The organism is SAR324 cluster bacterium, assembly GCA_029245725.1.
Lineage (GTDB): Bacteria > SAR324 > SAR324 > SAR324 > NAC60-12 > JCVI-SCAAA005.
Genome location: JAQWOT010000047.1, coordinates 1 through 13,527 on the forward strand (window position 1 = coordinate 1; position 13,527 = coordinate 13,527).

The 13,527-nt window shown below is 47.0% G+C and carries 18 protein-coding genes; 13 read left to right on the top strand and 5 right to left on the bottom strand.

The features are described from left to right. Nucleotides 1–178: 178 nt before the first annotated feature. On the bottom strand, nt 179–316 hold the full coding sequence (locus tag P8O70_01875) for a DUF2256 domain-containing protein (GenBank protein ID MDG2195632.1): 138 nt from the start codon (nt 314–316) through the stop codon (nt 179–181). Between the two features lie 193 nt (nt 317–509). Between P8O70_01875 and P8O70_01880 the strand changes: the two genes are divergently transcribed. Genes P8O70_01880 through P8O70_01910 form a run of 7 tightly spaced genes read left to right on the top strand, consistent with a single transcriptional unit; the run spans nt 510 to nt 5,278 of the window. After that, nucleotides 510–1,043, top strand: coding sequence for an adenine phosphoribosyltransferase (locus P8O70_01880; GenBank protein ID MDG2195633.1), 534 nt, complete (start codon nt 510–512; stop codon nt 1,041–1,043). Continuing rightward, a complete protein-coding gene (gene rfaE2, locus P8O70_01885; GenBank protein ID MDG2195634.1) occupies nt 1,043–1,531 on the top strand; it encodes a D-glycero-beta-D-manno-heptose 1-phosphate adenylyltransferase in 489 nt (162 codons plus the stop codon). Before P8O70_01880 ends, rfaE2 begins: the two co-directional genes overlap by 1 nt. Beyond that, on the top strand, nt 1,528–2,466 hold the full coding sequence (gene rfaD / locus P8O70_01890) for an ADP-glyceromanno-heptose 6-epimerase (GenBank protein MDG2195635.1): 939 nt from the start codon (nt 1,528–1,530) through the stop codon (nt 2,464–2,466). Before rfaE2 ends, rfaD begins: the two co-directional genes overlap by 4 nt. Nucleotides 2,467–2,470: 4 nt before the next feature. After that, a complete protein-coding gene (locus tag P8O70_01895) occupies nt 2,471–3,142 on the top strand; it encodes an HAD-IA family hydrolase (GenBank protein ID MDG2195636.1) in 672 nt (223 codons plus the stop codon). Between the two features lie 47 nt (nt 3,143–3,189). Then, entirely contained in the window at nt 3,190–3,408 is a 219-nt protein-coding gene (locus P8O70_01900) for a hypothetical protein (protein MDG2195637.1), read from the top strand. Continuing rightward, entirely contained in the window at nt 3,408–4,808 is a 1,401-nt protein-coding gene (locus tag P8O70_01905; protein MDG2195638.1) for a sodium:solute symporter family protein, read from the top strand. The genes P8O70_01900 and P8O70_01905 overlap by 1 nt, the downstream gene beginning before the upstream one ends. Further along, on the top strand, nt 4,805–5,278 hold the full coding sequence (locus P8O70_01910; GenBank protein MDG2195639.1) for an RNA pyrophosphohydrolase: 474 nt from the start codon (nt 4,805–4,807) through the stop codon (nt 5,276–5,278). Before P8O70_01905 ends, P8O70_01910 begins: the two co-directional genes overlap by 4 nt. Here the strand turns inward: P8O70_01910 and P8O70_01915 are convergent. The 4 genes from P8O70_01915 to P8O70_01930 form a co-directional block, all read right to left on the bottom strand. Beyond that, a complete protein-coding gene (locus P8O70_01915; protein MDG2195640.1) occupies nt 5,275–6,048 on the bottom strand; it encodes a ParA family protein in 774 nt (257 codons plus the stop codon). The genes P8O70_01910 and P8O70_01915 overlap by 4 nt on opposite strands. A 117-nt stretch (nt 6,049–6,165) precedes the next feature. After that, the gene (locus P8O70_01920) at nt 6,166–7,287 is read right to left on the bottom strand and encodes a winged-helix domain-containing protein (GenBank protein MDG2195641.1); all 1,122 of its coding nucleotides are present in this window, start codon (nt 7,285–7,287) and stop codon (nt 6,166–6,168) included. A 134-nt stretch (nt 7,288–7,421) separates the two neighbouring features. Beyond that, nucleotides 7,422–9,290, bottom strand: coding sequence for a cytochrome c biogenesis protein CcdA (locus tag P8O70_01925; protein ID MDG2195642.1), 1,869 nt, complete (start codon nt 9,288–9,290; stop codon nt 7,422–7,424). 170 nt (nt 9,291–9,460) lie between these two features. Continuing rightward, nucleotides 9,461–9,751, bottom strand: coding sequence for a hypothetical protein (locus P8O70_01930; GenBank protein MDG2195643.1), 291 nt, complete (start codon nt 9,749–9,751; stop codon nt 9,461–9,463). A 303-nt stretch (nt 9,752–10,054) separates the two neighbouring features. Here P8O70_01930 and soxX point away from each other — a divergent pair, with 303 nt between their 5' ends. From soxX to P8O70_01960, 6 genes are all read left to right on the top strand, one after another. Then, the gene (soxX, locus tag P8O70_01935) at nt 10,055–10,429 is read left to right on the top strand and encodes a sulfur oxidation c-type cytochrome SoxX (GenBank protein MDG2195644.1); all 375 of its coding nucleotides are present in this window, start codon (nt 10,055–10,057) and stop codon (nt 10,427–10,429) included. A gap of 9 nt (nt 10,430–10,438) precedes the next feature. Further along, complete coding sequence (gene soxY, locus P8O70_01940; protein MDG2195645.1) at nt 10,439–10,903, top strand: thiosulfate oxidation carrier protein SoxY; 465 nt, start codon at nt 10,439–10,441, stop codon at nt 10,901–10,903. A gap of 31 nt (nt 10,904–10,934) precedes the next feature. Continuing rightward, nucleotides 10,935–11,237 (top strand): thiosulfate oxidation carrier complex protein SoxZ, encoded by a 303-nt coding sequence (gene soxZ / locus P8O70_01945; GenBank protein MDG2195646.1) that lies wholly within the window; start codon nt 10,935–10,937, stop codon nt 11,235–11,237. 27 nt (nt 11,238–11,264) lie between these two features. Continuing rightward, nucleotides 11,265–12,107, top strand: a complete 843-nt coding sequence (soxA, locus tag P8O70_01950) for a sulfur oxidation c-type cytochrome SoxA (GenBank protein ID MDG2195647.1) — start codon at nt 11,265–11,267, stop codon at nt 12,105–12,107. Nucleotides 12,108–12,123: 16 nt separating this feature from the next. Then, nucleotides 12,124–12,444 carry a hypothetical protein gene (locus P8O70_01955; protein MDG2195648.1) on the top strand — a complete coding sequence of 107 codons (321 nt, stop codon included), beginning with the start codon at nt 12,124–12,126 and terminating at the stop codon, nt 12,442–12,444. A gap of 91 nt (nt 12,445–12,535) precedes the next feature. Further along, nucleotides 12,536–13,527: thiosulfohydrolase SoxB (locus P8O70_01960; GenBank protein ID MDG2195649.1), on the top strand; the 992-nt coding region annotated here is incomplete at its 3' end.

Below are 13,527 nucleotides of genomic sequence, written 5' to 3' on the forward strand. Positions count from 1 at the left end.
GAATTGAAAGAATTAAGCGCTAAAAAGCCTACCAACCCAATTGCCAGATTAAGGACGAAGAAAGCACTGAATTTACGGTTGTTGCGGATTTCTCGCCAAGCCAGTTTAAACCAGATCTGCATAGGCCTTTGATCAAAGAAAAGAGAAAGAAAATGAGAGGATTATCAAAACGTTGATTTTAAACACCCTTACGCCGACAGCGCTCACTGCAGTAACGAACCTGGTCCCAATCACGGACCCATTTTCGCCTCCAAATAAATGGACGCTGACAAACAGGGCAAATTTTCTGGGGCAGGTTAGGCTTTTTGTGTGGCACGGTAGATAAGTAATCAGAATAGCATGAAAATGTGGGATTGTTTTGAGAAAATAAATAAACATTTTCTGCAACGCTCAGACCCCCGAAACATGTGGGTATTTGCGTTGCATCTTGGAAGGGGTCTTGTATCTTGCTGCTTTTAAAAACCTTCAATAACTTGCTAACTGTCTTCCCTGTCACCTCGGAGCATTGATTGAACGAACCAGCTGCCCATCTCAAATCGCTTGTCCGTACGATTCCTGACTTTCCAAAACCTGGAATACTCTTCAGAGACATCACGACCTTGCTGAGTAACCCTGCTGCATTTCAGGAGACTCTTCAGCTGCTGGTCAGTCGCTATCGTAATGCAGAGCTTCACGGTATCTGTGGCATTGAATCAAGGGGCTTTCTCATCGGTGCTCCACTCGCCTTGGAATTGGGGATCGCCTTCGTGCCTATTCGTAAATCTGGGAAACTCCCTGCGGCTGTCGAACGGGTTGAATACTCGCTGGAGTATGGAATGGACTCTTTGGAAATTCATAAAGATGCGCTTCAACCAGGTCAGCGAGTACTCCTGGCAGACGATCTTTTGGCAACAGGTGGAACAATTTCTGCGGCAGCGCAGCTTGTTCATCGATTGGATACTATCGTTCATGAAGCTGCTTTCATCATAGAATTGGAAGGCCTTGGTGGTCGAGAGAAACTGTCATGCCCAGCCTTTTCATTGATGCGCTTCACAGAGGAGTGATGGCAGATTCGTTCAAAAAGATCTGTGATTGGGTAGAAGTGAAAAAGCGCATAGAGAGTTGGAAACAAGCTGGGCAAAAGATTGGTTTTACGAACGGTTGCTTTGATATTTTGCATGCAGGCCATGTCCACTACTTGCAAGATTCATCAGCTCAAGCTGACAAATTGATTGTGGGGTTAAATTCCGATGCCTCTGTTCAAACCTTGAAAGGAAGCAGCCGTCCAATTGTACCAGAAGAAGACCGAGCATATGTCCTCAGCGGGCTGGAAGCGGTTGCTGCTGTAGTAATCTTTGAAGAGGAAACTCCATTTGAGCTTATAGAATGGCTAGAACCGGATTTGCTGATGAAGGGGGGTGACTACAAAGCTGAAGAGATCGTGGGTTACGACTCCGTCACAAAAAGAGGAGGGGTAGTGAAGGTATTGCCTTTTCTGGATGGCCGCTCAACGACAAATATCGTTCAACGTATCAGAGAACTGACAACATGATCATCGTTACTGGAGGAGCTGGTTTTATTGGCAGCAACCTGATCTGGGGACTCAACCAGATTGGTATTGAAGACATTCTTGTGGTGGATAATCTGTCTCAAGCCGATAAGCATCAAAATTTAAATTCCCTAAAGATTGCTGATTTTCTTGATAAAGAAGACTTCCTAGCTGAATTGCCGAAATTAGAGAATGTACAGACCATTTTTCACCAAGGTGCCTGCTCCTCGACTACGGAAACAGACGGACGCTACATGATGGAGAACAACTATCAGTTCTCTAAAACCTTGCTGCACCACTCTCTGGAAAACAAGATCAACTTCCTCTATGCCTCCAGCGCTTCAGTTTACGGAGATGGAAGCGCAGGATTTCGTGAAGAGAGAACCTGTGAGTGGCCTCTCAACGTTTACGCATTCTCCAAATTCTCCTTTGACAACTACGTTAGGCGGCGGTTATCCCAAGCTTCTTCACAGGTTTTGGGCCTGCGCTATTTCAATGTCTATGGCCCCCAGGAAAACCACAAAGGCAAGATGGCTTCTGTTGCTTTCCACCTCTTTGGCCAACTAGCCCAAGGTCAGAAAATGAAATTGTTTGCAGGAAGCGAGGGCTTTCGGCGTGATTTCATCTTCGTAGATGACATTGTGCAAATGAACCTGCATTTCTACCAGACCAAGGGCAGTGGAATCTTTAATGCGGGTACAGGGAAAGCAAGAAGTTTCCAAGACATCGCTACCATATTGCAACAGCTTGAACCAGCAGGACAGATCGAAATCATACCGTTCCCCGATCACCTCCAAGGCAAATATCAGGAATTTACTGAAGCCGACACGGATCTTCTATGTAAAGCAGGTTATAAGCGTCCAATGATTTCGTTGGAAGACGGAGTACGTCAATACTATGATCTCTGGAAGCGAACTGGAGGCTACCGTCGGGACTAAATCTATGACTTCATTTCCAAAGATCAATGCCATCTTGTACGACATGGATGGGCTGCTGCTGGATACAGAAAACTTCTACACCGATGTGACACAACAGATTGTCTCGCGATACGGTAAAAATTTTGACTGGTCCATCAAGTCACAGATGTTGGGGCGACCAGCCCTCGAATCTGCCAGAACCTTGGTTCGAGTGCTGGAATTGCCCATTCGACCCGAAGACTATCTCACGGAGCGGAAAGCACTGCTCAATCAACGTTTCCCGGAAGCAGAAGCGATGCCGGGAGCTATCAAACTGACCCAGCGAATGAAGATGGCTGGAGTACCTCAAGCCGTAGCGACTAGTTCAACCAAAGAGGCATACACCCTCAAAACTACAAAGCATCAAAAATGGTTTGCAGAGTTTGATGCCATCGTCACAGTAGATCATCCAGACATTCAAAACGGAAAACCTGCACCGGACATCTTTCTGGCTGCTGCAAGAAAACTTGGGGTTGCCCCCAGTGAATGTCTTGTCTTCGAGGATGCTCCAGCTGGTGTTGAAGCTGCAAAGGCTGCCGGGATGAGTGTGGTAGTGGTTCCTGATCCGCAGATGGATAAAAAAATGGTGAAAGACGCAGACCAAAAGCTAAATTCCCTATTAGAATTTGAACCAAGTGATTGGTCCCTACCAAACTGAATTTATTTTCATTTCTACCTGATTCACATGGCATGCGGAGAATTCACATGCCCACACCTCCAAAAGCGTGGCGGACTTGCTGCCTGCTTGCTGTTCTACTTGCCGCTTTGACTTTTACTCCCATTGTTCTGGTTCCGGATGAGATCGAACCAATTCTGATGGGGATGCCACGTACCCTTTGGTTAGGTATGTTGATTTCTTTCGGATATTTCTTACTCACTCTTTGGGGAGCTTTTATCCTGACCAGACAAAATGAGAGTGATTGATGTGGTTTGGTCTCTTGCTGCTGGCATATCTCATTGCCCTTGTCTATGCGCTACGTCTCTCTCAAATTGCTGAAGTTGGACCTGCCAGTGAGCACAGCTATCGCTTTGCTGATTCCAATATTGGTAGTGTCCTAGGGGTTCTTACTTTCTCCGCTACGCTGTTCAGCACTTTCACTCTATTAGGGCTTCCTGATTTTTTTCGAAACCATGGGGTAGGCGCTTGGATTTTTCTGGGTGTCACTGATATGGCAATGGCATTTCTTGCGCTCTGGTTTGGCTTAAAGGTACGTGAGAAAATTAGTGTTCAAGAGTTTGAAAGTGTTAGTGAAATGCTGGCAAAAACCTATCATGCAGATTGGGTTCGTTTCATCTACTGGGCTGGGATTTTTGTGTTTCTCCTACCCTACGTAGCCATTCAAATCAAAGGGGTTTCTAGCTTTCTTTCGGTCGCATTTCCTGTAGATATTCCGAACTGGAGTTGGTCTCTATTTATTTTTCTAGCCATTCTAATTTACAGCCACTTGGGTGGTTTGAAGGCCATCATCTACAACGATGCAATTCAAGGGATAATTCTGCTGATGATTACTTTGTTGATCGCTGCAATCTGTCTGGATCAGGTGGGTGGATGGACAAGCATGTTTCAACAAATCGAAGAGCAGAACCCCAAATTTCTTTCCATCCCTGGCCCCACAGGGCTCCTGAATACTCAGTTTCTATTGGCTTCCTTTCTAACTATTGTCCTGATGCCAATCAGTCAGCCACAGCTTTTTGCCCGATTCACCGTGATGCGTGATGAACGGAGTATGATTGAGATGGTGTTGGGGATGAGTGTCTTCGTTTTTCTAATCATCACACCAACCATTGCCATAGGGATGTATGGGGCTATTAACTATCCAGATTTGCCAGCCAGTGAATTCTGGGTCAACACCCTTGTTAACGATCAACCCGAAATTATTGGTGCCCTAGCTGTCGTGGGCTTGCTTGCAGCAGCAATGTCTACAGCTGACTCGCAGCTATTTGCATTGGAATCAGAGGTCAGCCCAACCATTCAAACCCATTCTTTTCGCAAGCTTCCTATCCTGATCTTTGCGATCATGGCATTTGGTCTTGCTGTGCTGAGTTCATCTGAGTTGGTATTGCTAGCTACAGTCAGTTTTGCAGGGACATCGCTCTTAGCCCCAATGATCCTCTTAGCAGTCCTCAGTAAAGATGGAGAGCACCCCCCCTTGTTGATTCCTGTCATCTGCGGCGTTTCACTTTTGATTTATCTCGTGTCACTGCTCAGTGGGTTTGTGCCGCAAGTGATTTTTGGATACCGTCTTGAGCTTCTTCTTTTATCTTTGAATGCCATCATAGTTGGCTTCTTTTACTTCCTTCGTGAGCAAAGCAGGGTGGCATGACGAAGTTTCGCCCCAATGTAGCGGCAGTAATCCTCAATCAGTGTGGCGACAAGATCTTGATGTTCCACAGGGTGGATGGACGGCGCAAAAGCTGGCAATTTCCTCAGGGTGGAGTGGATGCAGGGGAAACGGAAGAACAAGCTATTCTGAGGGAGCTAAATGAAGAGATTGGGACGAATGATGTCAAGATTCTCAAACAGAGTTCCAAGCGAACTCGCTATCAGTTCCCTAAAGCTGTCCTAAAGAGAATGCAACAAAAGAATCGCTGGAGGCAGTATTGGGGACAAGAGCAACGCTGGTTCCTCGTTCAACTGAATCAGGGAACAGAAACACTCTCTTTGAGTAACAAAGGACACAAGCAGGAGTTTGACCGCTTCAAGTGGATGAGACCTCAGGTGGGTTTGCGCAAGGTAGTGCGCTTCAAGCGCAAGGCGTATCGGAAAGGATTAAAGCGATTAGGTGTGATCTAGCGAAGCCGGAATCGATCAAGAATTTCGTTGGCCAGCCTGATGTAGCCAGTTGCTCCAATCGAGTTGAGGCTACGGTTGATTACATCCATGCCTGCAGCGCTGGCATCCAGTACCTGAGGACATTTGGGGATGATCGTTTGGAAGACACTCTCTCCCAACGTTTGATAGACTTGACGGCAAACTTTTTGGTGAGCTGGAATTTCGTGATCGAACATCGTCAGAAGAATCCCTGCAATCCGCAAATTTGGGTCGATGTTGGCTTGGAGATCTTTGAAGGCGAGTAGAAAGCGTTTGAGAGACTTGATAGCGAGGGCTTCACACTGCATCGGGACAATCACCAAATTCGAGGCGACCATTGCATTGATGCTCAGTGCATTTGTAGAAGCAGGGACGTCAATGATGATGAATTCGAACTCTCCCCGGGCATGGCGAGCAAGCCACTGATGTAGGTGGTGGTAGTCCGCAGCCACCTTCATCAATTCATTTTCGTGCGTCAGCCGATCCACATCATTCAGGATCAAGTGCATGTTCTCGGTGCTGGTCGGCAAGAGAACATCTGAAAGGGTCGTGCTGTCCTGGCAGAAGATTTCGAGAGTCCCCTGGATGACTCTCTGCTTAACTCCCATCGCTGAATAGACGGAGCCTTGGGGATCAAGATCCAACAGCAGAGTGCGATAGCCACCAAGGGCAAAGGCCGTTGCCAAGTGAACAGCTGAGGTGGTTTTACCAACCCCACCTTTCTGGCTCGCGAAGGAGATGACAGTGGCCATGCAGTAAAACCAGGAGCAGTTAGGACTTCAATAGCGAATCATTGTCCACCCGTCAATTCAGGTGGATAAGGTACCAGTTGCGGAATTCGTACCAAGCAATCGCCACCCTTCACATGCTCAATCGTGGGTGACCTCACGCCCTTTACGCCAGTCGGAAGTTCTGAAGGAATATCCTACCCCACGCTCCGTACTGATGAATTTTGGCTCAAAGCCTTGGTCAATCTTTTTGCGTAAGCGAGCGATCAGGGTGTCCACCACTCTTGCCTCAGGCTCATAATCATGTCCCCAGACCGTATTCAGGATCATATCCTTACTCAGGATACGATTCGGGTTCTTCATGAAATAGAGCAGCATCCGATATTCTTTTCGATTCAGATAGATGGTGTTGGATCCTCGCCGAACTTCCTTGTTTGACAGATTGATGGTCAGGTTATGTGCGGTGAGCAGTGAGTACTCATCCTGCTCATTATAGGTCCGTAGGAAGATGATCACTTCTTTGTTTTCACTTGGATATCCCTGCAGTTCATAACGAGTCAATTCAAAATCTTCATTTCGGGTGCTATAGCTCACTTCCTCATCCGTATTTGACTCACGAACAAGATGGGTCAACTGGGAGATCTGACGCCGCAAATTTTCTGGTAGTGGCAGTTCTCTTAGAAACTTGCCTTTGGTGCCCGGAGGTCCCAACAAACAATCAGGATCGTTCTTGTAATCCAGCAGAATGTTGTCTTGATCAAAGCGCATGATCAGATGGGGGAACGCCTCCACCAAAATTCGGTTCATGCGCTCCTGCTGACGGAGCTGCATCTCAATCCTTCGACGTTCCTGAATTTCTTCTAACAGGGATCGCTCATAGTTTCTTGCATGCAGGACAGAGCGTAAGCGAACCTGCATTTCAACAAGGTTGACCGGCTTGTTCAGGAATTCCTTGGCTCCCTTCTGGAAACACTGTAGGAACACTGTGCGATCTTCATCCGCTGTAATTACTACCACAGGCAAATTGAGCAAGCGAACTTCCTGCATCAAATCTAGGGCGGTGTGGGGAGAGTCCAAGTAGAAATCGATCAGCAGCATGTCGTAACTGTGCCGCTGTATAAAAGTAAGCGCCTCAGCATAAGTAGCTGCAGAGTCCACTTGGTAGCGTTCGCTGTCAATTTGAAGCAACATCTGCTCAACGATCAGACGTTGTTCCTCAGAGTCCTCAACAAGCAATAGACGGTACGAAGCTTGGGATTCCATAGCACTCACCAAAAGTAGTTACAGTTTTTTTCAGAAAAATACTTCGAGGGAAGTTGACACTAAATTAATGCTATTACAAGAAAACTCAACCCATCAGAAAAAAAGTGAATTTTCAGACAGAGAAAAAAATAGGGTTAGAATTCCAAAAATGTCAGGAAATCTTTAGGATCAGGGATGATGCCCGCATGACGTTTAATTTCCTGATCGTGGGCATTCAGAACCACGTAAAAGGGAAGAGCCAAAGTGTTAAAGCGCTGCATTTGCAGCTCCCGGTTCACCTCCTGAAAGGAGCCTCCGTCCGTGTAGAGCTGCGCAAGTACAAACTCTTCTTGAAATACCTTCAACACTTCTGGTTTGGCAAAAACACTTTTCTCCATCCAGCGACAATTAACACAGGTATACCCAGTAAAATCCAGAAACAGGGGCTTTTTGGTTTCCTGAGCAACAGCAAGGGCTTCAGGAAAATTATCATGCCAGACCAATCCAGCCTCTGCCGAAAGTTTTTCAAAATCACCAGTTCCTTGGATTGGTGGTGGTAGGTAGCTCTCAACCAGCGGATTGAGCTCCTTTCCTACCACACCTGATCCGAAGTAAAGCCCGAAAATCAAGAAAACAGCCCCAAAACCAAGATAACCTGGGCCCAGATGGCCAATGCTGATCCCTTTGATGGGAAACTGTCCTAGTAGAAATGCTGCGATGGCAACCATCAGCACCGCCCAAGCTGCCAAAACTACTTCACGATCCAGCACGCCCCATTGCCACACCAAATCAGCGTTACTGAAGAACTTCCAAGCAATCCCCAACTCCAAAATCCCCAGAACAATCTTGAGGTGCTCCATCCAGTTACCCGAAAGGCCTCGAGAACGACGAATCAAGGTTGGGAAAAGGCCCATGAGAATGAACGGCAACGCAAAGACTGTTGAGAACACCAACATTCCAATGATCGGTAGAAACCACTCTCCTCGGGCTGCTGCCAATAACAGAGTGCCCACAAACTGGATCGTGCAGGTGAAGGCAGTGAAGGTAAAGGCCACCCCAATCAGGAAGATGCCTGCCAAACCCCCAGTCTTTCTGGAAAAGGAGTCCAGCCGGTTGATTAATGCAGGTGGTAGACTAAAATCCAGGAAACCGATCAAACTCACCGCAAACAGCACAAAGAGGACACCAACAGCCAAGTTCAACCATGGATTGGAAGCTAGTTGAACAATCCCTGCGGCTCCAAACAGCAGTGACATTCCCATGCCCAAGATGGTGTAGGTTCCGACCAACCCTAGGGCAAAGGTGGTGACCAGTCGAAGTGACGCACCACGAGATTGTTGAGCTTGTGCTGTAAAAAAGGAAACGGTGATTGGAATCATTGGTAGAACACAGGGAGTCAACAAAGCAAAAAATCCTGCCAATACTGCTAAACCCAGAAAACTTAGTAGGCTGGTTGCTTCCTCTACCTTAACAACTCCACCCATATCAGGATTGATGCTGAAATTGGGTACAGAGTATTCCGAGCGCACACTACCTGAAGTGATTGCAGTAGGAAGAGAGAATTTTACTTCATTAGGTGGCAAACAAACTCGGTTACTACAAGCCTGAAAGGTGATGCGGCCTTCTCCAGCACTATTCCTGCTTTCAGTGCTCGGTACTTTGAAATTCTGGTAAAAGCTACTCTCACCCTTGTGGTAACTCAGGACCATTCCCAATACAGGATCGGGTTCTGAAATTGGATTGGTTTCGTAAAAAGGCCCCAAGGATTCCCAATTCCCGGCATCCCATTCCAATGCTGAGGCAATTGGAGCGAATTCTTCCTTGGATGGAACCACCGAGTAAATTTTCCAACCCTTCTCAATCTGGGCAGTCACTACGATCCGAACATGTTCCCCCGGTCTAGGATTGCTGGGTTCCAGTGCGCTCTGAACTCTCACGATAATTTCTGGAATTTCAGGATCATCGAACTGAGCCGTAGCCGAAAGTGGCCATGAAAGAAGTAACAACAGGAGCAGGATTCGCATCTTTTAGTTCGTTTTCGAAAGGAGATGGGTTCGTCCGTCTTGAAGACTTTGGTCCAGATAGGCCCCGTAGAAATCAACAGTCAGGAACCCCACGATTGATGAGGCGACTTCCAGACCATCCGGCCCCAAAAAAATTATAGTGGGAGTTACATCCACTTGGTAGCGTTGAATCAAATCCTGGTTGCTGATTTTTTTCCGTCAAAATCGTTCAGTTTGGTCTCTGGCTCATCATGTTGAACACGAAAAAATTTGGAAATTGTTTCATAGTCTCGACTGCGTAAAACTGGACCCAGCACCTCACGATCCAATGCCTGACAATACATGCAATATTCCGCTGTGAAATAGAGAACAACTACTCTATCTGGGAACTCATCTACAAATGCTTTCAAATCGGTTGCTATTGGCATTTCTGGAATACGAGCATTGCTCTGGCGAGTTCCACTGATCAAAATCATCAGCATTAACCCCCCCCAAAATTAACAATCTTTTTTGTATTTGTCCTCTAGTCAGACTTAATCGCAAGTGAGATAAAAAATTCATTAAGTACTTCATAATATTTGAATATAAATGAAAAAAAGATTGGACATCATAAAACCAAAATGTTAGACAAAATGCCATTAATTTTTGTATTCGAATTGTCAGAATCCGTATCTAAGGCAGTGAATACAGATTTTCCTAAGGATCATGTGCTTGATCAAGGTCATGGTTCAGAGTTTTTTGATGACTGATTTGAGGTTTCCAGACCCGAAAACAGAAGAGGATTCATGATGAGAAAGAAGTTGGTCTCTCTGGGCATGACCGCGTTGCTGCTGGCAGGATTAGTTGCAACGAGTCAGACAGTGAGTGCTAAGGAAATGTCAATCCAGGAGAGAATTGCTGCTGGTAAGAAGATCGCCTGGAACCGGCGAGGAGGAAACTGCCTCGCCTGCCATGTGATGGATAACGGCGAATTGCCCGGTAACACCGCTCCCGCGCTGATGATGATGAAGCAGCGTTATCCAGATTGGAACGATTTGCGAGCCCAGATTTGGGATCCCAGAGTCCGCAACTCCAATGCATTCATGCCACCTTTTGGGGCTCACCGTATTCTCTCTGAGAGAGAAATTGACCTTGTCACTGACTACATTCACTCATTGTAAGGAGAAAAGATGAATCGTAGGGAATTTTTAAGAAAAGTTGGCTTTGCGGGAGTCCTTGCTGCGGCTGTCTCCGCAGGTCTCACGTTACCCAAAAAAGTTTGGGCTGCTTGGAATCAAAAGGCTTTCCGCTCAAAAACCACATCGGAAGCTTTGAATCAGGTTCACGGCTCACAGAGTATGATCGATTCTGATAAAATTTTCATGAAGGCTCCAGATATTGCCGAGAATGGAGCAGTCGTTCCCATCACAATCCAAGCAGACTTGCCTAACGTAGAATCGATTTCTCTTTTGGTTGATGAGAATCCAAATCCGTTGGCTGCGCACTATCAGGTTGGCAAAGGATTGCGTCCTTATGTTTCCACCCGCATCAAGATGGGCAAAACATCTGCCGTCCACGCTGTTGTCAAAGCAGACGGACAACTTATGAAAGCAACCAAAGAAATTAAGGTGACCATTGGTGGTTGTGGTGGTTGATTCAATTATTCATCTACTTTAGAGAGGAAACATGTCCATTCGAATGAGAGCTAAAGAGCAAGGCGGACTCGTTACGGTAAAAGCGCTTGTAAAGCACCCTATGGAAACTGGTCAGCGCAAAGACAAAAGTGGAAATAAAATTCCAGAACACTTCATTCAACAAATCACTGCCAAGGCAAATGGTGAAGTTATTATGGAAGCACAGTGGAGCCCAGCAGTTTCCAAAAACCCCTATCTTGCTTTTCAATACGATGGGAAAAAGGGTGATACTATTGAAATCGCTATGATCGACAATGAAGGCAAAACTTTTGACGGTGAGGGCAAGGTCAAATAATTTATCCACAGACAAGGAGAGAAGCACATGAAGATTAAGAAATGGCTGGCCTCCCTAGGGCTGATTGGACTGTTCGCAATGAGCAGTGTTTCTGCCAAAACAGATCCAGAAACCGATCGTAAGGCATTTGTCGATTACTTCAAGAACCGCCATAGTGATGTTGAAATGAGTGCATACATGAATGGCGTTTACGCACTGAATCAAGCGGCTTACGACGAATGGCTATCAATTGAGGAGTTTCCACCTTATGAGTTGGCTCTTGGCGAAGGTGAAGACATCTGGAACACTCCTTTTGCCAATGGCAAAACTTACCAAGATTGTTTTGACATGACCCCAGAAGATGGTCTTCGGGCTAAATATCCGCATTGGGATGATGCCCGCAAACAGGTGGTCACCCTGGAGTTAGCCTTGAATGAATGTCGGTCTGCAAACGGAGAGAAGCCTTTCGGTTGGAAAAAAGGAAAAATTGCCTCGCTCAGTTCGTACGTAGCCTTCCAGGGTCGGAGTCATGCAATCCAGGTTAGCATTCCCAATGGAGATGCTTTGGCTGCCTATGAGATGGGTAAGGAATTTTACTACACAAAGCGTGGTCAACTGGCGATGAGCTGTGCAGACTGCCATGTGTACAACTCCGGTAACAAGGTGCGCGCTGACATGCTAAGTCCTGCTCTCGGCCACACCACTCATTTCCCGGTTTATCGGTCAAAGTGGGGGGCGATGGGAACAATGCATCGCCGATACGGTGGTTGTAATGAACAGGTTCGTGCCAGATCTTTCAAGGCCCAAAGTCCAGAGTACCGCAACCTCGAATATTTCATGGCCTACATGAACAACGGCATGGAAACCAACGGCCCTGGTGCCCGCAAGTAATCAAGGAGAAAGAGAAATGAAGCGAATTTTACTAGTTTCAGGCCTTTGCGGTCTCCTTGTCGCCCCTGGCGCCCTGATGGCTGCTGAATTCGGCAAGTGTGATCAAGATACGTATCCTCTGCACAAGGCAGTTGCCGTAGCGGCCCACGAAGCTGCTGATACTGTTGATGGTCAATGGTGGAGAGCCAGCATGCCTAAGCCACTGGATGAAGCAGCGAAAGCTGAGAATGCAGGTGACTACGAGCGCGCATGTGAGATCATCATGCAAGTTGAACACGAAGGTCGTGCCGGATATGTTCAAGCCATCAACCAAAGGGGAGCTGGTCCCCGCTTCTAAGGTCTACAAACCTACCTAGACTAGTCAGGGAGTCTGAGCTTCAGTTCTCCCTGGCAGACCCACTCCACGAAATTAGTTTTTTTGAGGTCAGATGTCTTTTTCCCGCAGAGAGTTCCTTCAAGTGATGGGAGCGGCAGCCGTTGCGGGTCTAATGCCCGGAACTCTACGAGCTAGTCAACATTCTTCCACCAATCCTTACGATTTTGCCAAGTTTGGTAATGTCTCACTGATGCATTACACGGACTGTCACGCTCAGTTGAACCCGATTTACTTCCGGGAACCCCATATCAACTTGGGTATCGCTGACATGTTTGGCAATCCCCCTCACTTGGTGGGTGAGTACTTGCTGAAGCATTTTGGCATTCCAGCCAACTCACCCGAAGCCTATGCATTCAGCTATCTGAATTTCGCAGAAGCTGCCGAAAAATATGGTCGTGTTGGAGGATTTGCTCATTTGAAGTTCCTCGTGGATCTGCTCCGAGCCGAGCGCCCAGGTGCATTGTTGTTAGACGGTGGTGACACCTGGCAGGGTTCAGCGACCTCACTTTGGACAAATGCTCAGGACATGGTCGATGCCCAGATCAAACTTGGAGTCAATGTGATGACAGCCCACTGGGAGTTCACCTATGGCGCAGAGCGGGTGCAAGAGATAATCGAAAATGACCTTGCCAATGTAGGTCTGGAGTTCGTGGCCCAGAACGTCCGTGATACAGATTTTGAAGATCCAGTCTTTCCTGCTTATGTGATCAGAGAGATTAATGGCCATGCTGTCGCTATTATTGGTCAAGCTTTCCCATACACTCCGATTGCCAATCCCCGCTACATGATTCCAGAGTGGAGCTTTGGTATTCGTGACATGGAGATGCAGGGGAGAGTCAACGAGGCTCGTGATGAGGGTGTCGAGGTAGTAATTGTCCTCTCCCACAACGGGATGGATGTCGATCTTAAGATGGCCAGCCGAGTCTCAGGAATTGATGCGATCATGGGTGGCCACACTCACGATGGAGTACCCCAGCCAATTCATGTCAAGAACCCAGATGGTGATCACACACTGGTGATCAACTCTGGTTCGAACAGCAAGTT

What these genes read in the sequence shown, in the direction of transcription:
- soxY (MDG2195645.1), top strand. Translation starts at nt 10,439, where the DNA reads ATGAATCGTAGGGAATTTTTAAGAAAAGTTGGCTTTGCGGGAGTCCTT.
- P8O70_01895 (MDG2195636.1), top strand. Translation starts at nt 2,471, where the DNA reads ATGACTTCATTTCCAAAGATCAATGCCATCTTGTACGACATGGATGGG.
- P8O70_01915 (MDG2195640.1), bottom strand. Translation starts at nt 6,048, where the DNA reads ATGGCCACTGTCATCTCCTTCGCGAGCCAGAAAGGTGGGGTTGGTAAA.
- P8O70_01910 (MDG2195639.1), top strand. Translation starts at nt 4,805, where the DNA reads ATGACGAAGTTTCGCCCCAATGTAGCGGCAGTAATCCTCAATCAGTGT.
- P8O70_01955 (MDG2195648.1), top strand. Translation starts at nt 12,124, where the DNA reads ATGAAGCGAATTTTACTAGTTTCAGGCCTTTGCGGTCTCCTTGTCGCC.
- rfaD (MDG2195635.1), top strand. Translation starts at nt 1,528, where the DNA reads ATGATCATCGTTACTGGAGGAGCTGGTTTTATTGGCAGCAACCTGATC.
- P8O70_01930 (MDG2195643.1), bottom strand. Translation starts at nt 9,751, where the DNA reads ATGCTGATGATTTTGATCAGTGGAACTCGCCAGAGCAATGCTCGTATT.
- P8O70_01925 (MDG2195642.1), bottom strand. Translation starts at nt 9,290, where the DNA reads ATGCGAATCCTGCTCCTGTTGTTACTTCTTTCATGGCCACTTTCGGCT.
- soxA (MDG2195647.1), top strand. Translation starts at nt 11,265, where the DNA reads ATGAAGATTAAGAAATGGCTGGCCTCCCTAGGGCTGATTGGACTGTTC.
- P8O70_01920 (MDG2195641.1), bottom strand. Translation starts at nt 7,287, where the DNA reads ATGGAATCCCAAGCTTCGTACCGTCTATTGCTTGTTGAGGACTCTGAG.
- P8O70_01900 (MDG2195637.1), top strand. Translation starts at nt 3,190, where the DNA reads ATGCCCACACCTCCAAAAGCGTGGCGGACTTGCTGCCTGCTTGCTGTT.
- soxZ (MDG2195646.1), top strand. Translation starts at nt 10,935, where the DNA reads ATGTCCATTCGAATGAGAGCTAAAGAGCAAGGCGGACTCGTTACGGTA.
- soxX (MDG2195644.1), top strand. Translation starts at nt 10,055, where the DNA reads ATGATGAGAAAGAAGTTGGTCTCTCTGGGCATGACCGCGTTGCTGCTG.
- rfaE2 (MDG2195634.1), top strand. Translation starts at nt 1,043, where the DNA reads ATGGCAGATTCGTTCAAAAAGATCTGTGATTGGGTAGAAGTGAAAAAG.
- P8O70_01905 (MDG2195638.1), top strand. Translation starts at nt 3,408, where the DNA reads ATGTGGTTTGGTCTCTTGCTGCTGGCATATCTCATTGCCCTTGTCTAT.